General features: G+C 51.3%; 20 protein-coding genes. 8 read left to right on the forward strand and 12 right to left on the reverse strand.

Annotated features, from left to right (window positions below; genetic code table 11):
• From H6624_00005 to H6624_00055, 11 genes are all read right to left on the reverse strand, one after another.
• Positions 1-941 (reverse strand): hypothetical protein (locus H6624_00005; GenBank protein MCB9082688.1); only part of this gene is annotated, 941 nt, incomplete at its 3' end.
• Between the two features lie 214 nt (positions 942-1155).
• On the reverse strand, positions 1156-2307 hold the full coding sequence (locus H6624_00010) for a hypothetical protein (GenBank protein MCB9082689.1): 1152 nt from the start codon (positions 2305-2307) through the stop codon (positions 1156-1158).
• Between the two features lie 152 nt (positions 2308-2459).
• Positions 2460-3596 (reverse strand): hypothetical protein, encoded by a 1137-nt coding sequence (locus H6624_00015; GenBank protein MCB9082690.1) that lies wholly within the window; start codon positions 3594-3596, stop codon positions 2460-2462.
• 199 nt (positions 3597-3795) lie between these two features.
• Positions 3796-4344 carry a TlpA family protein disulfide reductase gene (locus H6624_00020; protein MCB9082691.1) on the reverse strand — a complete coding sequence of 183 codons (549 nt, stop codon included), beginning with the start codon at positions 4342-4344 and terminating at the stop codon, positions 3796-3798.
• Positions 4331-4546, reverse strand: a complete 216-nt coding sequence (locus H6624_00025) for a hypothetical protein (GenBank protein ID MCB9082692.1) — start codon at positions 4544-4546, stop codon at positions 4331-4333. Before H6624_00025 ends, H6624_00020 begins: the two co-directional genes overlap by 14 nt.
• The gene (locus tag H6624_00030; protein ID MCB9082693.1) at positions 4546-5124 is read right to left on the reverse strand and encodes a cytochrome c oxidase subunit 3; all 579 of its coding nucleotides are present in this window, start codon (positions 5122-5124) and stop codon (positions 4546-4548) included. Before H6624_00030 ends, H6624_00025 begins: the two co-directional genes overlap by 1 nt.
• 11 nt (positions 5125-5135) lie before the next feature.
• Positions 5136-5468 (reverse strand): cytochrome C oxidase subunit IV family protein, encoded by a 333-nt coding sequence (locus H6624_00035; GenBank protein MCB9082694.1) that lies wholly within the window; start codon positions 5466-5468, stop codon positions 5136-5138.
• 12 nt (positions 5469-5480) lie between these two features.
• Entirely contained in the window at positions 5481-6059 is a 579-nt protein-coding gene (locus H6624_00040; GenBank protein MCB9082695.1) for a cytochrome c oxidase subunit 3, read from the reverse strand.
• A gap of 12 nt (positions 6060-6071) precedes the next feature.
• A complete protein-coding gene (locus H6624_00045; protein MCB9082696.1) occupies positions 6072-7745 on the reverse strand; it encodes a cbb3-type cytochrome c oxidase subunit I in 1674 nt (557 codons plus the stop codon).
• Positions 7742-8476: a cytochrome c oxidase subunit II gene (locus H6624_00050; protein MCB9082697.1), complete on the reverse strand. Its 735-nt coding sequence runs from the start codon at positions 8474-8476 to the stop codon at positions 7742-7744. The genes H6624_00045 and H6624_00050 overlap by 4 nt, the downstream gene beginning before the upstream one ends.
• A 140-nt stretch (positions 8477-8616) precedes the next feature.
• A complete protein-coding gene (locus H6624_00055; protein ID MCB9082698.1) occupies positions 8617-9291 on the reverse strand; it encodes a c-type cytochrome in 675 nt (224 codons plus the stop codon).
• A gap of 134 nt (positions 9292-9425) precedes the next feature.
• Between H6624_00055 and H6624_00060 the strand changes: the two genes are divergently transcribed.
• The 8 genes from H6624_00060 to H6624_00095 all read left to right on the forward strand — a co-directional run bounded on the left by H6624_00060 (position 9426) and on the right by H6624_00095 (position 18643).
• Positions 9426-9878, forward strand: a complete 453-nt coding sequence (locus H6624_00060) for an Rrf2 family transcriptional regulator (protein MCB9082699.1) — start codon at positions 9426-9428, stop codon at positions 9876-9878.
• Positions 9879-9920: 42 nt separating this feature from the next.
• A complete protein-coding gene (locus H6624_00065; GenBank protein MCB9082700.1) occupies positions 9921-11393 on the forward strand; it encodes a tRNA 4-thiouridine(8) synthase ThiI in 1473 nt (490 codons plus the stop codon).
• 53 nt (positions 11394-11446) lie between these two features.
• Positions 11447-12775 (forward strand): twitch domain-containing radical SAM protein, encoded by a 1329-nt coding sequence (locus tag H6624_00070; protein MCB9082701.1) that lies wholly within the window; start codon positions 11447-11449, stop codon positions 12773-12775.
• Entirely contained in the window at positions 12768-14123 is a 1356-nt protein-coding gene (locus H6624_00075) for a radical SAM protein (protein MCB9082702.1), read from the forward strand. Before H6624_00070 ends, H6624_00075 begins: the two co-directional genes overlap by 8 nt.
• Positions 14124-14861, forward strand: coding sequence for a methyltransferase domain-containing protein (locus tag H6624_00080; GenBank protein ID MCB9082703.1), 738 nt, complete (start codon positions 14124-14126; stop codon positions 14859-14861).
• A gap of 91 nt (positions 14862-14952) precedes the next feature.
• A complete protein-coding gene (locus tag H6624_00085; protein MCB9082704.1) occupies positions 14953-15939 on the forward strand; it encodes a glycosyltransferase family 2 protein in 987 nt (328 codons plus the stop codon).
• Positions 15939-17810, forward strand: a complete 1872-nt coding sequence (gene asnB / locus H6624_00090) for an asparagine synthase (glutamine-hydrolyzing) (protein ID MCB9082705.1) — start codon at positions 15939-15941, stop codon at positions 17808-17810. Before H6624_00085 ends, asnB begins: the two co-directional genes overlap by 1 nt.
• The gene (locus H6624_00095) at positions 17807-18643 is read left to right on the forward strand and encodes a class I SAM-dependent methyltransferase (protein ID MCB9082706.1); all 837 of its coding nucleotides are present in this window, start codon (positions 17807-17809) and stop codon (positions 18641-18643) included. Before asnB ends, H6624_00095 begins: the two co-directional genes overlap by 4 nt.
• On the opposite strand, the gene H6624_00100 is transcribed toward H6624_00095, so the two are convergent.
• Positions 18606-20462, reverse strand: coding sequence for a hypothetical protein (locus H6624_00100; protein ID MCB9082707.1), 1857 nt, complete (start codon positions 20460-20462; stop codon positions 18606-18608). The genes H6624_00095 and H6624_00100 overlap by 38 nt on opposite strands.
• Positions 20463-20977: the final 515 nt, after the last annotated feature.

A 20977-nucleotide genomic window follows, 5' to 3' on the forward strand; every position in this document is an offset into this window, starting at 1 on the left:
GAGTCCTCGACGCGTCCGCCGGGTATGTAGAGCCAGGTGTAGCCCGTGCGATTTCCAACCCTCCATGAGTTGAAACTCCTTTTTACCAATGTGGAAATAGCGCCAAAGCGCCGCTTGTGCCAAAGCTTTGCCTGTGTATTGCCGAGCTTGGCATTGAGCCGGTACATTTGGAAGTGAGCTAACCCGGCTGCAGTGTTCATGTTCAGAGGTAGTGGAGTTCCTTTGCGTTTGGCAAAATCATTATCCTTGCATGAGCTCAACTTCCCCTCACGTGAGGAAAACACATAGGTGTATCGGCTGGCGACAAAATCGCTGTCAAAGTGAGCAAACACCTTTTCATAGAGGCGAGTGACATTCTCAATTCGCCGCCGATAGGTGTTGGCCAGGCCGGAGCGTAGAAGCTGATTCATGGCGAAAGCCGTATTATCCATAAGAATCATACTGTGCACCAAATGGCCGTAGGTTCGGCCACAGGAGTAGTTTCCAGTGATCCAGGCATAGACAGGCTTATTGTAAAGCACGTCTTTTTGTCCTGTAGCCTTGCTTATCCGCTCTAGCAGTGCTTCACCGGCTTCGAGAAGAAAGACAAGAACACGGGGATCTTGACTCAGGTGATAGAGTTCTTGGGCAGTTCGCAGATTGTCGGCTAAACTCCAGTAGGGATAGGACTGTCCGCGGTCCATCTTGTCGAGAGACTTTTCAATGGCGGATTCCAGTTTGCCAAGAACCTCGGTGACGTAAGGATCTGAAGAGTCACTTCTTGGGGCAGGCTCTGGTGCAGAACCCTCGCCCCCTTCATGCTCAGATTCGAGTGCTTGGAGAATCTCCGGAGGGCAGTTACCTTGGACAAAGCAATCTGGGATATCCTGAAATGGATATTCTGCACCAAGGAGATCCTTGTGTTGGGCCTGAAAGCCCTGGTCACCACAGTTTTGAAACAATAGTAGAAGCCCAAGGGCCGAAACGGCCCACAGCGTTTTTCCATATGATATTTTCAGAATACACCTCTCCCAAGCAAGGAAACTCAGGGAAGGCTTGTGCAAGCTGTATTCCCTGGCAGTGGAGCTTTAGAAGGGTCCTGGGCCAAGGAACTGTTCACAGGTTGCTGGAAAGAGAAGGGTATGGTCACTTAAACACTGTCTCATTTTGAGACAGTTAGCGGATGCCAGCTTCCTGGAGAAGTCCATTGCGGATGTCATTTAATGTTGTGTACTGGCCTGATTCCCCACCGCGTAGAGGTTTGATTCCCAAAACGTCCCATTCGGCGAAACGAGTTTGCCACCAAAAATCCTGCTGCAATAAATATTTTGCTGTTTCGGCCGTGATTCGACCTGAGGCCTCGAGCCTCCTTACCGTTTGATAAAAGCCATCGCTTACAATGGAGTCGTGTTGGCGGTGGAGGTCAGCACTGGCCTCCAGGAGTTGAGGTAGGGAGCTTCCTTTGCCGAGGAGGAAGATTTCGTCCAGAATTTGGTACTTGAGGTAAAGAAGCTGATTGTGGCTGGTGATCTCCACTATTTGTTGATCCTTCAAGGGGCCGAGAGCCTGATTTGGGACTTCAAAACCTGGAATTTCCCTCACTCCATCGGAGAACAGACGTTGGAGATGAGCAAACAACAGGTGTTCGGAAAGACCACGAGCCTCCTCCACAGTGAGAGAGGAATCTTTGGCGTTGCGATAGGAGTAGTATTGATTATAGGCAAACTGAAGATTAAAAGCTTCCTCCATGGCCTGCTGTTCGGTGTAGCGGCCAGCATCCCGAAGGTCTTTAATGTAATTAAACCGCCAATCGCTTTCGATCATTCTCTGATACTCACCCCGATGTTCAAGGACGATTTCAGTTCTGTTGTTTTCAAGCCCTTTGATGTACGAGGCGTCGAAGACCATATAAAGAGGCACAATCACAGCTAGCCCTGCGAGGAAGGACGTGAGCATGGTGGGGCGCTTAATGGTGAGTTTGCCCTGCTTAAGTCCGCCGAAGTAGGCAGCCGGTAGATCCAGGGCGACGAAGTGAAGCCCTCGCCATGGCGTAAACGAAAAGGTGGGATCACCCAAAAAGGCTCCGCGCACTCGCCCCTGTTCTCCCCGCAGAGTTCCAATCAATCGTCTGGGTACAAATTGGAGAATGTTCTGAAAGTAACGGCGGATCCTCCCCTGGGCCATATATTGGGCATTGCGGGTGAGAAAGCCCGCGTATTCAATGTGAGCCAGGTCTTCAGGTCGTCCTTCAGTTAGGACAATTCGCACCCCTTTGCTTTCTTTGACCTCGCGCCAATACTGGGCCATGGCCGAACCGGTTCGGCGCAAAAGCCCCGGGCACCGGGAGGCTTTTGCAGGTGCTGAGGGCGCAGTAAAGCCGTCAGCGGCCCAAGCTTGGGTTGGCTGCAGGACTTGAAAGGGCGTCCCAAGGAGACACCCAATCAAAGAGAGGCTAACAAAAAAGGACCAGCAACGAGTCATCACTCAGGCTTTGCAGCTCCCACATCGGAGATATCCTGGATCGGGGCTCCAGTTTCATTGGAGAGACTTTGTAGAGCACCCTCGCTGTCACCAGCTTCGACTTCCGCCAAAAATCGCTTTAGGCTTTCAGAGGCAGAACCAAGCATCCCGGTGTTGGCTACGTAATGAGCCAAGGGAGAAAAGCCAGGGTCTTTGTCCAAAACATTCCACACATAAACACGACCAGCCAGATCGACGGCAATAAGAAGTTCTCCAAGGCGCATGCCCCAACGAAAAAAACCACGGGTGATACCAGGTTTGGGTGATACTTTAACCTGACGTTTCACAGCGTTCGCTAGTTTTGTTTGGGCATCCGCCAATTTAGATTTCGCGGCACCGAGCTCCTCACTGACGACGCCAATTCTCTGTTCTAGAGCTTTGGCTTCCGTCTGCAGAGCTGCTCTTTGTTCAGCGGGTAATCCGCCACCAGCTTCACGCAATTTTACCTGTAACTCTGACAGACTTTCAATTTGACGGGCGTAAGCGGCACTTTCCTGCTCAAGGGCCGCGATCTGTTGGCCAATACGGGCTTGATCCGCCTGGAAGGTTTTGATTTTGTCCGTGACTTCCGAGGCCGCACCTTCGCTGGCGCCAACGGTTTCACTGGCTAAGCGAGTGGAGTTGTCAACTGCCTGGGCGCGCAAAGATTCTGCTTGGCCAGTATTCGCCTCAATCAATCCGTTGAGGTGATCGATTCGGCCCTGGAGCGTCACCGGGCTGTCGGCTGAGCGAAGAAGGCTGTTCGTATCCAGCTCCGAAAATAGCTGAGCCTGCAATCGAGTGTTGCCCTCGACGGAGTTAAGAAGAGCCGTCTCTTCAGCCATTAAACCGTTCACGGCGCCATTGATACGGACCTTTTTGACAACAATGCGAAAGCGGTTGGCCAGAATCAGGGATTCCCAGAAACCCATTCCGATTTGGGCATCCGCTGATGTTTTTGGCTTATCGTATAGGGGCTCTAGGTGGCCTTTTAGAATTTGAAGCGGGTTGACAGCCGCTCCCTCGGAAGTATCACCACTCACGGCATGGCCAACGACAGGGGCAATCAGGCCTGCCGATAGCACCAGAGCAATAATCTTGGGGGTGTTTTTTCTCATGAGAGTCCTCCAGTGGACGTTCTACACTGTGTAGGGTTGGTTAAGATATTTAGTTGAGTTAGGGCAGTCCTGGACAGAGCAAGGGGTATGCCCATTGAGGTGAGCGAGAAGGGCCCTTCCGCTGGAAATCAGAGACTATTTTTGGAGGGAGCCGTCAATTGTCACCCGAGGTTGAGCGTAGAGTACCTAACTAGGCACTCTACGGGATCTGCGCCTCTATGACCCTGAGTCTTTCCTCGTTGAGTATGCCCTGAAAGGTGGCGAGAATCCGGCCTTGGGAGTTGAGCAGAATGGTCGCTGGCAAGACGGTGACGCCATATTTTAAGGCGATGCGACCTTTATCATCAAAAAGGATGGGAAAGGACTTTGTCGCTAACTTCGGAGAAGCGCTGAGGTCGGACCATTTGTCAAAAGTGGAAATTCCAAGGAGATATATGCGCTGTCCATTGCCGTACTTCTTCCACAGATTTTCGAGAATCGGAGCCTCTTGAGCGCAAGCTTCACACCAGCTGGCCCAAAAATTAATGAGAGTGAGCCTTCCTTGTAGCTCCTTGAGGCTGATCCTGGTCCCTAGTGAGGCCATAGGATTGGTATCATTGCCCGGCTCTACCAGAGGTAACTCGAAAGAGGGTGCCGTTTTGAGTTCATGTCGAGGGGAAAAATGGCGAACGGCAAAATACCCGCCGGTGACGACCAGGAATAGAATGAGATTGATGAGAATCGTTTGTCTTTTATCAGGCCTCTTCATGACTGCGGGCTTTCACCATCTTGCGAATATAGAAGACGGCAGCCACAATAAAGGCCAAGGGCATGGTTGTCATGAGAATCGTGGTGAGAAGAAAGGCCATTTGGCTGCCATCCTGGCCAAAGCCGCACACCGTGCAGGCCTGAGCCTTGGAGGGCGCAAACATGAGGGCGGCAGCAAGAGTCGGCAGGAGAGTCCTAGGCATCAGAAATACACCAGATAGTAGAGAAGGGGCCAAACCAGGACGACCAGAGACCAGTACATCTGCATGGCCCTAAAGTCACTGAGCGCCACCTGATCCCGGTTCATTTTCACCAGGGTAAAGGCCAAGGCGAAAACTCCAGCGAGGACGTGAAACCCGTGAGCCCCGATGATAAGGAAAAACAAGGCGCCAAAGATGCTCGAATTCATGGTCATGCCATAGCCAATGAGCTGGACCCATTCGAAGCCTTGGATGGTCACGAAGGCAGTCCCGAAGATCAAGCAGCGCAAGGTCCACGATTTGGCTAAGTGGGCTTCATTCTGGGCCAGCTTCATGCCGGCGAAAATCAGAAAAGCGCCACTGAGCAGAAGAAGAAAGGTATTGAAGCCCGTAGTAGCTACCGGAAGCTGAATATTCTCAGGTAAGGCCCAGGTTGCCCGTTCCTTTTTAATCACCACAAAGGCGCTGATCAGAGCGGTGAAAAACATCACTTCGGTAGCGATAAAAATCAGCATCCCAAGTACAGAGCTTGGGATAGCTGGTTTGCGAAATTTCGGCAGGCTTTGGGCGACGGTCGACACGGTGGTCTCCTTTAGTGTGCCGGAGCACTTTCAGTTGTGGGAAGGGGTATCCGTTCCCAGTTTTGTCCCCCAGGGGTCATCACGTCCGGTGCAGTCCCGGCAAAGAACAAAATCACCATCAGAACCATGCCCAGAAGCATATAGATGACGTATTTCTTTTCTATATTCAAGTGCATGAAATTGGAAGCCACCAGATAGGCCTTCACCAGGGCAATTCCAAATGCGGTGATGATGGTGACTGCCTGGATACCCAACATGGGTCCACAGACGCTGATAATAAAGAGAACGGTCAGCCAAACCCAGATTTTTACGTAATGTGAAGTTGAATCTGCATGTGCGCTCATGGTTGGTCCTTCCTATTTTGCAATGTACAGCATGGGGAACAAAAAGATCCAAACGATATCTACAAAGTGCCAGTAGATCCCGATTAGCTCCACTCGGTTCATGTGTTGTTTCTTGAGAACATCGAAAGAAATGATCGCCATAATGACCATTCCACCGATGACGTGCAGGGCGTGGAGTCCACAGGCCGTGTAATAAAATGACCAGAATACAGCCTTGGTCATCACAAAGCCGTGGGAGATTTCCCCTGTCCACTCGACCCCTTTGTTTATCAAAAAGATGGCACCCCCCAAAATGGTCAGCCATATGAGCCTAAAGGCCTTTTTTTCTTCGCCCTTCTCGGCTGCCTGGTGGGCTAAGACAATAAACAAACTGGAGGTCAGGAGGACAAATGTATTGATAGCCCCAAACCAGGTGTTGGTGTGAGCCGCCTCCGCGTGCCATCCGGTGTGAAACAGGCGAAGCATAAGATAGCTTGCCAGCAGTCCTCCGAAGATGACGATTTCAGATCCGACGACCCACCAAACCGCCAATTTGCCCGTTGGGATTCCAGTTGCGCTTCTATTTGTTGCTATTGGTTGTGGAAATGACACCTTAAAACCCCTTTATGCTTTCTCGTTTTGAGGCCAAAAATCTGAAGATCTGCCAGGAACGCTATACTCGTATGGTCCACGGTACACGGTTGGAAGTTCCGCCCAGTTGCCATGAGGAGGTGGAGACTCAGTGGTCCACTCCAGGGTGTTGGCATTCCATGGGTTTTTGCCCGCGACCTCTCCCGTTTTCCAACTGGTAAGGAAGTTATAAAGGAAAGGAATCTGGAACAACAACATGGCAATCAGAGCCACCGTGGCCACTACACGCAGATCCTGCATGTAGGGATGGGCCAAGTCGGGGAAGTTATCATAGTTATAAATCCGCCGGTGTTGTCCGCTGGCACCTAAGTAAAACAGTGGCAAAAAGATCGTGTGGAATGAGATGAGAGTTCCCCAGAAATGGATCTTCCCCAGAGTCTCATTCATTTTGCGGCCAAACATCTTGGGGTACCAGTAATAAAGAGCTGCAAACACTGACAAAATGGCAATTGGCACGAATGTGAAGTGAAAGTGAGCCAAGACAAAATAAGTATCGTGGAAGTAAATGTCCGAAGCACTGGAGCCAAGAAAAATTCCAGTCACACCACCCAAGAGGAAGGTGACGAGGAAAGAGAGGGCAAAGAGCATGGCACTGGTGAATTCAATCGAGCCCTTATAAAGAGTAGCGATGTAAACAAATACCATCTCGGCAATGGGGATTGAAATCAAAACCGTAGTGACCGTAAAGACATTGGCCATGCGCGGGTCGATACCGGCCACGAATTGGTGGTGAGCCCACACGAAAAAGCTCAAGGTACCAGTGGCAATCGCTGTGTAAAGAACCGTCTTGTAGCCAAAGAGTTTCTTGCGGGCGAAGACCGGCAGAATCTCAGCCACCACACCCATGGCGGGGAGAAGCACCACATAGACTTCCGGATGGCCAAAAAACCAGAACAGGTGCTGCCACAAAATAGGATCTCCACCTTTTCCCGGATCGTAAAAACCCACCGCCAAAAGTTGGTCAAGCAGGAGCATGACCGCGCCGGCTACCAGTGGACCCACCGAGGCCATAAAGATAATGCTCGCCAAAACGATCATCCACACGACGATGGGGATGTCGAACATCTTCATCCCTGGGGCGCGGGCGTTCATTAAGGTGGTGATAAAATTAATTCCGCCGAGGAGAAAGGCCACAAACTCTAAGGCTACAGCCAGGAGCCACAGGACAGAGCCTAAAGGCGTTAAGCTGTAGTCGGCATTAGCAGAAAGGGGTGGATAGGCTGTCCAGGCGCCACCAAAGGCCCCGCCAGGAACGAAAAATGAAGTCAGCAGAACGATCGCGCTCAACAAAAAGATTTGATAGGAGAGGCGGTTAATTCTGGGAAAGACCATGTCGTCACAGCCGATCATCAGGGGAATCAGAAAGTTCCCTAGGGCGGCAATAAGCACAGGCATTGCCACCCAGAAGATCATGATCGTGCCGTGGTTGGTGACCAGAGAGTTGTACTCGCCGGCTGTTACCAGACCGTAGAGAGGGACATCCTGACCGGGAAAGGCCAATTGCATACGAAAGGCGTAGGCAAAAAAGCCCCCGATTAAGGCCATGGCCATGCCAGTAAACAAGTACTGAAAGCCAATGATCTTATGGTCTGTTGAAAAAATATATTTTTGCCAAATACTTTGGTGGCCGTGTTCTGGGTGACTCATATCGCTTCCGCACCTTCTTTGGAGTTTTGCTCAGACTTGTCGTTATCATTTATTTGGGACTGGACATGGTGAGGTCGCTGCCCCTGAATCCATGCATGGTGATCCTCTTCACTTTGAATAAAAATCCGTGCCGCCATGGCCCCGTGGGCGATGCCGCACATTTCCGCGCACTGGACGTCAAATTCGCCGGTCTTGGTGGGTTTGAACCAGCCGGTGATCACCCGACCAGGGACCGCATCCTGCTTGAGACGGAAAACTGGAACTGAAAAGCTGTGAAGCACATCGTCTGATTCCAGTTTAAAATGATAGGTTTTGTTAACCGCGACGTGCAGTTCATCAACCGTCACGATGTCATCTTCGGTGCCCAACTGATTGTCAGGCCCTGGGTGATGAAACTTCCACGCCCACTGTTGGCCAACCACGCGAATGGTGCTGTCGGGTGGGGGTAAGGTTTGCTTCACATCGTACCACACCTTAACGGCGAAACCGATGATGATGATGTCACAGACGATCACTGCATAGTGAGGCCAATGAACCCACTTGGTTTCCTCGTGCTTTTCGCCGGCGATATAGCCTGCCGTCGGATTCTTGCTCCGGCGGTAGCGAATCATAAAATAGAAGAGAATTCCCTGGGCGACCAAAAACCAGAAACCGCCAAGAACCGCGATCAGCATAATAACGGAGTCGATATCAGCTGCAAATGTTGAGGCTCTTTCAATCATGCTTCCCATTATTTAACCTTCTTTCGCTGCTTACAGAACAAAGAGGAAAACAACACCCGCATAGGCAATGGTGCTGACCAAAATGATGTAGAATAACTTTTTTGCGAGAATGTCGCCCGGATCACTGTTGCTCATTCTAATCTCCCGTCTTATTGAAGTGTATAGATGTGAGCCAGCACATCTTTCATCGATTGATCATCTGGAAGCATATTAGCCATGGGAGCCATGGTGGCGCCAGTCGCGTCTTTTTCGACATTGGCCCCACGTCGCCCGTGCTTAAAATTGTTGAGCTGAGCAAACAGGTACCAGTCGCTCTGACCGACCAGAGGCGGAGCATTCATCGGCTGCATTCCTTTGCCGTCGGCCCCATGGCAAGCAATACAGACGGCGAATTTTTCGGCGCCACTGGTGGCGTCACCATCGGTTATGGTCTGAGGGGGCTTTCCGGGTTTGATGTTCGATACGTATTTGGCAATGGCCTCAACGTCACCTTCATAGCGAAGCATACGAGCAATGGGACGCATCTTCAGGCCCGCGTAGTCACCGGGATGAGAGCCGCGGCCACCATCTCTGAATTTGTTTAAGGTGTTGACCAGATACCATTCTGGAAGACCCGCGATGGCTGGAGCCTGAAGGTTTTGTCTTCCTTCCCCAGTAGTGCCGTGGCAGGACCTACAAAGTTTAAACAAAGATTGTCCCCTGTCATTTGCCGCTGTTGCCTTGTGCTGGAATACCAAGCATCCGACCAGGGCAACAAGAAGGACGGTGCCTTCTTTGCTGAACCAGGTGGTGCGAACAGACGAATCCCCTGAAACGATGTTCACATTCTTCTCCTATGCGTTGTTGAAAAATCCCAATTGATGTAATCAAGCTTTCGTTTAATTGGTACTTTTTTTGTGTGATTTAATTTAAGGTGAAGCCAATATATGGGTCAAGAAATTGGTTAAGGATTATATTGATGACTATATCGGCATTGGATGAATACTCCATCCGAATTTGCCTGCGCTTGGCAACCTGCGACAAGAGTCCCCTTTCAGCCGCTGAAGTGGCCGAAATGGAAGATGTTTCGCCAGAGTACGCACGCAAAGTTTTGACTTCCCTTGTCCATGGCGGGCTGGTGAAGTCTGTTCGAGGCAAGCAGGGGGGATATGTTTTGAGTTCACCCCCTCCGAGTACCTTCCTGAGTGATATTTTAAAAGCCGTCCATCCTGAGAAGGAAGAGATCTGCAACTACTGCGAGAAATTCCGAGGTCACGAGTCCGATTGCGTTTTGTCTGAGGAGTGCACCCTGAGACCCGTTTGGCAGGCCGTCTCTGATGCCATCGAAGGGGTTTTGGGCCAGATGAGTCTTGCCGATTTGATGAAATCCGAGAATCAGGTCACCCTTCTCCTTCGCCAATTAGGTCGCTAAGGGAAGGCTTGACTCCTGGCGCCATTTCCCCCACATTCGGCCATGGACAAGGTTTCCCCGGGCATTATTCTCATCCGTTACAGCTCTGAGGTCGTCATTAAAGGGCGACCGGCCAAAGCAAGGTTTGCCACTCGTGTTAGGCGCCACATCCGCAAACTGGCTCGCTTGAACCAACTGGAGTGCGAGCTCATCAAAGGATTCAATTGTTTGGTTCTAAAATCACCTCAGGCAGAGGAGTTTATTCCTTTGCTCAAGCGGGTCTTCGGCATTGGTCTGTTTTGTCCAGTGGTGGGAACTTGCGGGGCCGATTTAGATGAAATCCTGAAGGTTGGATTAGAGATCTTCAGGGAGAGGATTCAGGGCAAGACTTACGCTGTGCGGGCGAAAAAGGTGGGGACCAGTTCGGTTCCCCGCCGTCAGGTGGAGATTCAATTGGGATCGGTTCTGAACCCCTTTGGCACTGTCAACCTAACGGAACCAGAGGTAACCGTACACGTGGATGTTAATAACGACGAAGTGTTGTTTTACTGCCAAAGAATTCGCGGCGCGGGAGGCCTTCCCTGTGGCTCTCAGGGATCAGCTTTGGCCCTGATGTCGGGCGGTTTTGATTCGGCCGTTGCTGCCTGGCGGATCATGCGGCGGGGAGTTGCCGTGCACTTTTTGTTTTGCAATCTTGGAGGAGCCGCCTATGAGCGCAGCGTCCTCCAGGTGACGAAGGTATTGTGCGAATTGTGGGGTCGGGCCTATTACCCTCGCTTCTATAGCGTCGATTTTGGCCAAATTGCCCAAGAACTCCGCCGTGAAGTCGGCGGGGCTGGTCAGCAGGTTGCATTGAAACGCAAGATGTATGAAGTAGCCAGTCGGTTGGGCGAGGAGTTGGAAGTGGATGCCCTGATCACTGGCGAAGCCATTGGCCAGGTTTCCTCGCAAGTATTGCGCAACCTCAAATTGATTGAGGAAAAGGCGACACTGCCGGTGTTGCGTCCTTTGGTTGGTATGGACAAAGAAGAGATCATGGCGGAGGCAAAACATGTGGGAACAGCGGTTCTCTCTGAAAAAATCCGCGAGTTTTGTGGTTTGGGTGGAGAAAAGCCCATGATCTCCGGCCGGCGGGATAAAGTCGAACCAGGTGAGGCTCGCTTGAGCCAGGAATTGGTAGATGACTGTTTGGAAAATCTAAAAAAGCGTGACATTCACGCGGTGGATGGAGTCACTTTGCGCAAAGATTTTTTATTTGTCGAGGCGGTTCCCAGCGAAGCTGAAGTTATCGATTGTCAGGAAGCCCACATGAGGCGGGATTGGCAGTGGCCTCGCTCGACTCACATTGACTGGGAGACTTTGGTGTCGGGCACTCAGAAGCTAGATAAGACCAAAGTTTATGTTGTGTACTGCACCTATGGCACTAAAGCTCCACTCGCAGCCGAAGTCTTGCAACTGCAAGGCTACGAAGTCTACGCTCTCCGTGGAACCATCAATCAGGTTCGAGAGCTGGCAACACAGACATTGACTCATTAGGCCGGAGGCCCCTTTCTTGACATCGGCTAAGTGGGTCGGGGCATACTTAGTGGATGGACAATCGAGCAGAACCAAGTGATTTGCCTGCTGCTTTTTGCGTGTTGCCTTGGACCCAAATCGCCACAACAGTAAAAGGATTTACCCGCCTTTGTTGTTTTGCCAAGAATCTGCGTGATCAGCAAGGTCGTCGCCTCCTGCTGACGAAGAGTGTGGCCTTATCCGACATTTGGAACTCCGAAGCCTACCGCCAGGTCCGGCGGCAGATGTTGAGTGGCTCCCTGCCGAAGGACTGTGAGCATTGTCAGCGCCATGAGAGCGGGGGGCTTCTCAGTAAGCGGCAGAAGTACAATCGGCAAAGACCTGAATGGGCTGGTGATTTTGCAAGCCTGATAGCCGCCACTGATGCGGATGGAGCTCTTCATCGCCCGCCCCGAGTGTTTGACCTTCGACTCGGAAATGTATGTAACTTGAAATGCGTCATGTGCAGACCGGAGCTGTCCAGCAAATGGGAGGGGGATTATAGGAGCCTGAGAGAGAGTCAGTTCGTTCTTCCACAGTCAGTCCAAGAGCACTTGTCGTGGACGCTGGATGATAACGAGGGAAATAACGACTGGTTTGCTGATGGCAAGGTGATTGATTTTTTCCGCGGAAACTTGGGTCATGTGCGACAACTTTATTTTTCTGGTGGAGAGCCTTTGTTGTCTTCGAGTCATCGGGAGCTAGTGAATCTTTGCATTGAGTCCGGATATGCTAAAAACATTGAGTTGATTTATGATACCAATGGGCTGGGGATTTCAGAGGAGTGGTTGAAGATTTGGTCACAGTTTGGCGGTATTGATATTCATATCTCCATTGATGGTTTAGGTGAGAAATACGAGTACATCCGCTTCCCAGGCAAGTTTGTTGAATTCGAAAAGGCAGCTCGGGCCCTGGCTGAATGGGAATTCAGCGGCAAAAAGGTGCGGATCCTGGTCACCCTTCAAGCTCTGAATATTCTGGATCAGGCGGAGATCCTAGACTGGTACTGGACTTTGTTTGGTCGGGAGTCTCAGATTCGCCATAGTATCGTTTTTGGCCAGGTGCGATGGCCCGAATGCCTGTCGCCAAGAATTTTACCTCTGGAGGGTCGTCGCCGGGCATTTCAAAAGGCGGAAGATTATGCCCACAAGTTGTTAGCCTCTGGGGTGCCGAAGTCAGAGCTTTTTCCTTTAGGTGATCTTGGGCGGAGAATGGAATTTTGCTTTGAGGACACCCAGGGTGGAAACAAAAGGGTAGAGGACTTCCTTGTCTACCTTGGTCAACTGGATCAAGTGCGCGGAACCTGTTGGCAAAAGACCTTCCCAGAATTGGCCGGACTCATCGAGGAGGTGGGACGTGGCTAAGCAAGAGAAACCCCATCCCTATCCTCCCGGTTTGCCATCTTCCTTTTGTTATTTGCCCTGGGTTCAGTTTGGCACAACAGTGGGGGGCTTCCCTCGCCTTTGTGCCAATACTCCCTCCCTGAGAGACGAAAGTGGTGAGCGGTTACAGGTCTCTTGCTCCCTGGGGGTTGATGAAGTGTGGAACGGGGAGCAGATGAAGGCCATTCGTCGGCAGATGATTTCTGGACAGTTGCCAGAAATCTGCCGTCGCTGTTCTGATATGGAGAGTTCCGGTCTTGAATCCAAAAGACTCAAGATGATTCACCTAAAGCCTGAGTGGGCAGGGGATCCCAAAGACCTGTTACGGGAAACTGGGGAAGACGGCCATCTCCAGGCTGGTCCGCGCTCATTTAATCTACGCCTTGGAAATGTCTGCAACCTGAAGTGCGTGATGTGCCGCCCAGACTTTTCCTCAAAGTGGCAGGGTGATTTTACAAGATTGTTTACAGAAGGCCTGGCAATTCCCCCTTCGGCTGCGGAGCATCTTGGTTTCCCTGGCGAAGGCAAGCAGGGAGATCACCGTTGGTACGAGGAATCTCGGGTTTTTGAGTTTCTCAAGAGTTCCCTGCCGTCGACAAAACAGTTCTATTTTTCGGGCGGGGAGCCCATGATGACCAAGCTTCACGGCGATCTGATTGATCACTGTCTAGAGACGGGTCATTGTCGACATATTCATTTGATGTACGACACCAATGGGTTGTTTATTAATGAAGATTGGTTAAGAAAATGGGAGCGGTTCGAAACGGTCGATATTCATTTGTCGGTGGACGGGGTCGGCCCAAAATACGAATACATCCGCTACCCGGGAAAGTGGGAACAGCTGAACCAGGTCGCTCGTCTGCTGAGTCAGTGGCAGGCTCCCGGTGCGACGGTGAGAATTTTGGTGACTCAGCAGCTACTGAATGCTTTGGACGGAGACGAAATCTTGAGTTGGTATTTGGATGTGTTTGGAAGTGATGCGGATGTTCGCTACCAAATCGTATGGAATCTGGTCGAGTGGCCCGAGTGCTTGACCAGTCATTTGGCGGCCCCCTCGATTAAGGAGAAGGCCTGGCACAAAATGGAAGAGTTGGTGAGATCAATCAAGGTCAATTGGCCCGAAGAGGCCGGTGAATTTAAGAACTCAGCTCAGGCCTTTTTGCTGCGAGATTTGCAGAGGCGTTGGCATTATGCTTTTGAAAAAAAACAAGAAATCAATGAAGGCCTCAGAGAGTTTGTTCAGTACTTAAATGCTCTCGATCAGATTCGGGGAACAGATTGGCAATCGACCTTTCCCGAGTTAGCGGCCTTAATTCAGGCGGAGTTGTAGGTGGAGGATAGAACATATCAAATCGAAGCTCAGGTTGAGTCCGACCACTGGTGGTTCCGGGCGCGCCGTGACTTGATTGCCGGCTACCTTCATCAACTCAACCTCAATGATCAAACGGAAATCCTAGATGTCGGTTCCAGCACGGGCACCAACCTTCGATTGCTTCAGGAAATGGGTTTTCAAAAGTACCAAGGAGTGGACACGAGCCAAAGTTCGGTAGACTGGTGTCGGGAAAAGAAGTTGGGCTTTGTATCATTGGGGGATGCCCAGGATCTCCCCTTTGCTGAAGCGGCCTTTGATGTGGTGCTGGCCACCGACGTTCTTGAACACTTGGGCGATGATCTCAAAGGGGCGCAAGAACTCTATCGTGTTCTACGGCCCGGGGGTTGGGCCCTGGTGACCGTACCCACTTTTCAGTCGCTTTGGGGCAAGCAGGATGAGGTTTCCCTTCACAAGCGCAGGTATCGTCTTTCCCAAGTGGCGAAGATCTGTTTACAAGCGGGTTTCGAAGTGCGGGAAAAGTACTATTTTAATTTCCTGTTGTTTGCCCCCATCTGGTTGGCGCGTCAGGTTTTGAAGCGAATTCCCAATCGCATCGAAAGTGAAAATCAGGTCAATACGCCACTGATGAACAAAGTGCTTTATCGGGTTTTTTCCTTTGATCTTAGTGTGGCCCCTTGGATCAAAGCTCCTGTCGGGGTGTCGGCCTTCTTGCTCCTGCAAAAGCCCCAGAAATAGCTCCGCCCAAGGTCCAGATATGTTGCCATTGTCCTCGCCTCAGGGAGTGGGGACCGTGGACATATTTTGCGCAAGGACGTAGAATTTTGTTATGCGTCGTGGAATATCCATAGTCTTACCTGTTTACAATGAGCGGGAGTCCATTGGTCCGTTACTTAAGGAATTGGACCCGGTTGTGTCGACCTTGAACTATGAGGTTGAAGTCATCGCTGTTAATGACGGCAGCCGGGATGGAACCACCGAAGAGCTGGATCGACTGGCGGGAGATTATCCCTACTTAAAGATAATTCACTTTCGCAAAAACGAAGGACAGACTGCAGCCTTCGATGCCGGATTTCAGTACAGTCAATTTGAAATCGTCATCACCATGGATGCCGACGGACAAAACGATCCAGCTGATATCCCTAAGATGGTGGCCCTCATCGAAGAAGGCTGTGATTTTGTTTCCGGATGGCGGCGCAAGAGAAGGGACTCTTGGTTGCGAACCATTCCTTCACGCTTGGCGAACCGTTTGATCCGCCTGGTGACCGGGACTCACCTTCATGATCTGGGCTGTTCACTGAAAGCCTATCGCTCGGAATTCGTCAAAGAGCTCAGGTTGTTTGGGGAGATGCACCGGTTTATTGGTGTCCTCATGGTGCAGTCGGGAGCCCGCACTCAGGAGATGGAAGTCAATCATCGGCCTCGTGAATTGGGCCAATCCAAGTATGGTATCTTTCGCACCTTTAAAGTTCTGGTCGACCTGGTAACAGTCTGGTTTATGCGCGGATTTGGTCAGAAACCTAGCTATGTGTTTTCAGGAGTTGGGGGACTACTCTTGGCCTCCAGTGTTCTGCTCTCGATTTTTGTGCTCTGGCAGAAATTCCAGTTTGGCTATTGGGTACACCGCAACCCTTTGTTTATGATAGGGATCTTTATTGCCTTGGCGGGCATTCAATTTGTTGGCTTGGGTTTGCTCGCTGAAATTTCCATCCGCACCTATCACGATGCTGCCCAGGTTCCCACCTACCGCATCGCCCGCCTGACGGGATTTGATCAAGACCAGCAGGACAATCTCCGGCGGTTGGCGAATCAATAATGTGTGGGATTGGAGGGCTTCTTCAACAGCCCGGAATTTCTGAGGGCCAAGAGGTCTTACACAAAATCAATCATCTGCAAAAAAAACGTGGCCCGGACGAGGCCGATGTGTTCTGGGAAGCCGCTGGCGACTGGCAGATCGGTCTGGCTCATACCCGTTTGCAGGTGATTGATCCTCAAGGGGGCCGTCAGCCCTTTCGCAGCCGGGATGGGCGCTTCACCTTGGTCTTCAATGGTGAGATCTTCAATTATTTGGAATTGGCCGAGACCTTGAAACAAAGCGGTGTTCAGCTGAAAACCACCAGTGACACTGAGGTGTTGTTGGAGTGGTTGATCCTTAATGGCCGCGAGGGACTAAAAGATCTGAGTGGCATGTTTGCCTTTGCCCTTTGGGACAAGAGTGAGCGGGAAATCCTCCTTGCCCGTGATCGAGCTGGAGTCAAACCTCTCTATTATTCGTTTCTGCCCCAGGGTGGAATGATCTTTGCGTCTCAGCTCAATGCCGTATTTGAGCATCCCTCAGTATCAAGGGAGGTTTCTCGCGAGGCTCTCGCCCGTTACCTGTTTGCCGGATATATTTCAGCACCGCATACAATTGCCAAGTCCTGTCAGAAGCTTCTTCCCGGCCATTGTTTGTCCCTCAAGGTAGGGGGTGAACCACAGGAATGGGAGTATGCTCCTATCTCAAACGAGACATTTCCCGGTGACCTAAACGGGTTAGTTGAAGAACTGGAATTGCGATTGAACCGGGCGGTGTCCAGATCTTTGGCCGCCGATGTTCCCTTGGGATTGTTTTTATCAGGGGGAATTGATTCCTCTCTGATTACGGCCATTGCTCGCAAACATGCCGGAGAACGAATCAAAACCTTTGGCATTGGCTTTGAGGACCCTCAATTTGATGAGGGCTTACTGAGTCGGGCTCTGGCCAACCATTTGGGGACGGATCATTCTGTGGAAACTCTCAGCGAGGAAAAGCTGCTGAGCTATTTGCCCGGGGCTCTTGAGTCCCTGGATGAACCAATGGCGGACCCCTCATTAATTCCTACTTTTGCATTATCCGAAGTCACACGTCGAGAGGTGACCGTCGCCCTGAGCGGGGACGGGGGTGATGAACTGTGGGGAGGTTATCCCACCTATTTTGCCCATCGCATGAGTGGTCTGCCCAAGATGATGCCAAATCGTTGGCGCCAACTCATTGGCGACTGGTCACGACAAAGAGGAGTGGATGAGGACTATCAGAGTTGGCGGTGGAAACTGGAACGCTTTTTTGGCTATTGGGAAGAGGGAGACCTGAATCGCCACCTGACCTGGATGGCCTTCACTCACCCGGAAGAATTGGAGAAGCTGTTGGGTAAGGTGGATCATTTGCATCTTATCAGCGGGGAACGCCTGGAAATCGCAGGGCGAAAACAGGATTTAAATCGCTATCTGTTATTGGACTATTTAACTTACCTCCCCGGTTCAGTTTTGTGTAAGGTCGACCGGGCCAGTATGGCTCACAGCCTGGAGGTGCGTCCTCCTTTGTTGGATAAAGATGTGATCGAATTGGCCTGGCAGTGTCCGGCCGACCTCAAAGTTCAGGGGAAGGCCAACAAAGTTCCATTAAGACGATTGGGTGCCAAGTATCTTCCTGCTGAGACCGCCTCGCGAAAAAAGAAGGGCTTTGCCATTCCTCTGGCCAAGTGGCTGAACGGGCCACTGCAGAAGAGGATGGAAGAAGTGATTCATGACCAGAGGTTTTGGCAAGATATGGGGCTGAATGCCCAAGCGGGGCAAACAATGTGGCAGGAGCAGACGACCTGTGTCCGTGACCACTCCCGCCCCCTTTGGGCTTTAATGGTCTTGTGGGATTGGCAAAGGAGGGTGCTGTGAAGTCAGTCTCCGCCGAAGGCAAGTCCCTGAGAGAGAAGTCCATAGAGGACTTTGGTGACCAATGGACTCGCTATCAGGATAATGAAGGTTACTATGGTTCCTCCGCCTTGTTTGCGGACATGCTATCGGGTCTGATGACAGCACCGGAGTTTGTTGGCAAGGAGGTTTTGGACGTGGGAAGCGGCACAGGTCGAATCGTCCACATGATTTTGACTGCGGGTGCGCAGACCGTCCACGCGGTTGAACCCTCTAAGGCGATGGATGTCTTACGCCAGAATCTTGCCCCCTTTGGTGACCGTGTTGTCTGTCATCAGGTCGCCGGCGATCAGATCCCCAATGTGCAAGTGGATTTGGCCACCTCTATTGGTGTTCTTCACCATATTCCTGAACCGGAACCGGTGGTAAAAAAGGTCTTTGCAGTCTTAAAGCCTGGAGGGCGGTTTTTGTTTTGGGTCTACGGCTACGAGGGAAACGAAGCCTATTTGAGGCTTATCATGCCCCTGCGAAAGCTCACGGCCCGCCTGCCAGATTTTTTACTCCGTGGTTTTTGCCACTTATTGAATGTGGCTCTCGCGGTCTATGTTCTTCTTTGTCGAGTGCTGCCCCTTCCTTTGCGGGGATACATGAATGAGGTGATCGGTCACTTCTCGTGGAAAAAACGCTTTCTGGTGATCTTTGACCAGCTCAACCCCGCCTATGCCCGATATTATACGGGTGACGAAGCCGAAAAATTAATGGCCGATGGCGGTTTCACCCAGATTCAGCGCAGTCATCGCCATGGCTACAGTTGGACGGTTATTGGCGTAAAGCCGGAGAATAAATCAAAGCCTTGATCTTGGCTTCGGTCTCACGAATATCATCTTTGCGGTCGAGGATCTTATAGTAATTAAGAATCTCCATGCGCAAAGCCAGGTGATTGGGCCATTGGCTGACCAGCTGTTCCAATTGAGTGAAAAGAGCTGGCGCCTGGGTCTTGTCCCCCTCAGAGCGGGTCCATGCTGATTTTGCTGCCCAACAGTGGGGGAGTTGAGGATGGTGTTTGAGGCAACGCTCAATCTCGCGCAAATAGATTTGGTCGGTTTCCCTGGATCTGTCACTGCCAAACAAATAGTGATCAGGAGGCAAATGGGGTTTGAGGTGCAGGTATTCGTTGTTGGCAATCAAATGCTGATGCTCCGGTATGCGTTTCACCAACACCATGGCCAGGTTGTCGAAGTCCACCAGAGCCCAGTCTGCGGGTGGATAAAACTCTTTAACTTTGTCTTCAAATTGATTGTCCTTCTTTAGTGAAATGCGATGAACCGGCATCCAAAAAGTCTGAATGCCAAATTTGTTGATCAACTCCTGGGTTTTGTCTGGTCGCTTATAAGAGTCCTGCATGATTTGATAGTGTTCGTGGTACAGGAGATCTCGTGTGTCAGAGAAAACCGGATAGCCGGGGAGGTTGGTAATCATGAAGTTGCCATACTCGGGCAAATGATAAATCGGGCCCTGCGGCTTGGATTGGGCGATAAACCTTGCCGACTCCACGGGGTAAATCCTGGGGTTGAGATCGAGTCCCCATTGGTAGAGAGAATAGCCAAACAGAGAGGAATAGATCATGGCCGCCAGGCCAAGGGTGCCCATCAGGCTTGCCAGGCGGCCTTGTTTGAGGGCTGGGAGTTTATCAAAAAGAAATTCCAGCCCCCTGATGGCAAAGGGTAGACAAAATAGTGCCTGGTAGGGAAGGCTGCGGTCCAGCCGCACTCCGCTGATGGTGAGTAGGATGAGTGTTGCGGTAAAGATCATCCACGGCCAGCGGAGCATCTGCTGACGTTTTACCCACCAACCAACTAGTGTCAGTGTCATCAAAGAAATCCAGGCCCACCCCGTAAATCCCATGACTCTGGGGTTGAAGTGAAGTCCTCCCAATGACATGAAATCCGGATTGGTGATGAGACTTCCCTGAGAGTATTGAGCGGCATCGAGAATAAAAGGCACAATGTGATAAGAGCTGGGAGTCACAAAGAACAATAGAGGCATCAAAACAAGAACCGGGACACGGGTCTTGAGTTTGATGGGCTGGGTGATCAGATAGGCGCCAGTGATGAGCATCAGATAGGGCGTGGTCCCGGCGTGGAGGTTGGCGGCCAGCCACACTAGGGGTAGAGAGAGCCAGGCCTTCTTTTCGCTGGCAAGTGAGGGCGACTCCCACATCACCAACATCCCTGCTGTCATCACCATCAATATATAGTCGGGTCGTAAGTGAATGCGAAAAGCCAAAGTACAAAACAAGAGGGGGATTAAAATGAGCAGGGCACTGGAGCGTTCACCTTCTGAGTTTTTTAGCGTTTGGCGGACCAGAAAGGTAATCAAAAAAATCAGCGCAAACGACAAAGCACCGCGAAGAACAACCAGCCCGGGGACACCGCCTGAAAGGTAGACCAAATGAAAACCCAGGTTGGAAAGCCATTGAATATCAATCCACTCTTTGCCTTTAGCGGTGTAGGACCAAAGCTCCTGGGTGGCGGGGAAGAAGTTTTCCGCAGTAAAGGCCCCGGCGCGAATCTGCCAAAAGATATCCTGTTCCCAGAGTTGCCAAAGGCTACAGATGGCGGCGACGACTGAAAGCACCACAGCCAGGGCGGCGTCAGGTTTTGCGGATTTATTCATTTGGTTAAAGTCTTCCATAGGCATGGGTGGGATTGAACTCAGAAGTGTAGAAACTGGTCCCCTATTTGTTGATCTTCGCCGCGTAAGGAACCTGAGTGGCCCGACTCCTGCGATCAATACGCTTAAAACCTCAGACATACGTTTGGCAGCAGCGCTCTCTCTCAGAGCACTGCACCAAGCCGAACTCGGTTTTAAGCACATTGATCTACGGAGTCGGGCCACTCAGGTCGAAGGTTGGCTGTGGCCTCGATCAAGGGCTGCGCTCCGACGGGTCCGTGTTTTTGTTACGGGGATGGCTCGGCAATCGGACCCTCTTTACGGACAAAGGCGGGGCCAAGTTTTGCGGATCAGCAGTTAAAGGGTCCGGGTTTTAGGCGGGTTGATCTGCGGAGTCGGGCCACTCAGGTCGAAGGTTGGCTGTGGCCTCGATCAAGGGCTGCGCTCCGACGGGTCCGTGTTTTTGTTACGGGGATGGCTCGGCAATCGGACCTTCATCACGGACAAAGGCGGGGCCA

It is taken from the genome of Pseudobdellovibrionaceae bacterium, assembly GCA_020635075.1.
Lineage (GTDB): Bacteria > Bdellovibrionota > Bdellovibrionia > Bdellovibrionales > UBA1609 > JADZEO01.

Bases quoted from the DNA above. Each gene is read 5' to 3' on its own strand.
- H6624_00025 (MCB9082692.1), bottom strand. From the start codon at position 4,546: ATGCCTAGGACTCTCCTGCCGACTCTTGCTGCCGCCCTCATGTTTGCG.
- H6624_00070 (MCB9082701.1), top strand. From the start codon at position 11,447: ATGGACAATCGAGCAGAACCAAGTGATTTGCCTGCTGCTTTTTGCGTG.
- H6624_00020 (MCB9082691.1), bottom strand. From the start codon at position 4,344: ATGAAGAGGCCTGATAAAAGACAAACGATTCTCATCAATCTCATTCTA.
- H6624_00050 (MCB9082697.1), bottom strand. From the start codon at position 8,476: ATGGGAAGCATGATTGAAAGAGCCTCAACATTTGCAGCTGATATCGAC.
- asnB (MCB9082705.1), top strand. From the start codon at position 15,939: ATGTGTGGGATTGGAGGGCTTCTTCAACAGCCCGGAATTTCTGAGGGC.
- H6624_00045 (MCB9082696.1), bottom strand. From the start codon at position 7,745: ATGAGTCACCCAGAACACGGCCACCAAAGTATTTGGCAAAAATATATT.
- H6624_00085 (MCB9082704.1), top strand. From the start codon at position 14,953: ATGCGTCGTGGAATATCCATAGTCTTACCTGTTTACAATGAGCGGGAG.
- H6624_00060 (MCB9082699.1), top strand. From the start codon at position 9,426: ATGACTATATCGGCATTGGATGAATACTCCATCCGAATTTGCCTGCGC.
- H6624_00100 (MCB9082707.1), bottom strand. From the start codon at position 20,462: ATGAATAAATCCGCAAAACCTGACGCCGCCCTGGCTGTGGTGCTTTCA.
- H6624_00035 (MCB9082694.1), bottom strand. From the start codon at position 5,468: ATGAGCGCACATGCAGATTCAACTTCACATTACGTAAAAATCTGGGTT.
- H6624_00015 (MCB9082690.1), bottom strand. From the start codon at position 3,596: ATGAGAAAAAACACCCCCAAGATTATTGCTCTGGTGCTATCGGCAGGC.
- H6624_00065 (MCB9082700.1), top strand. From the start codon at position 9,921: ATGGACAAGGTTTCCCCGGGCATTATTCTCATCCGTTACAGCTCTGAG.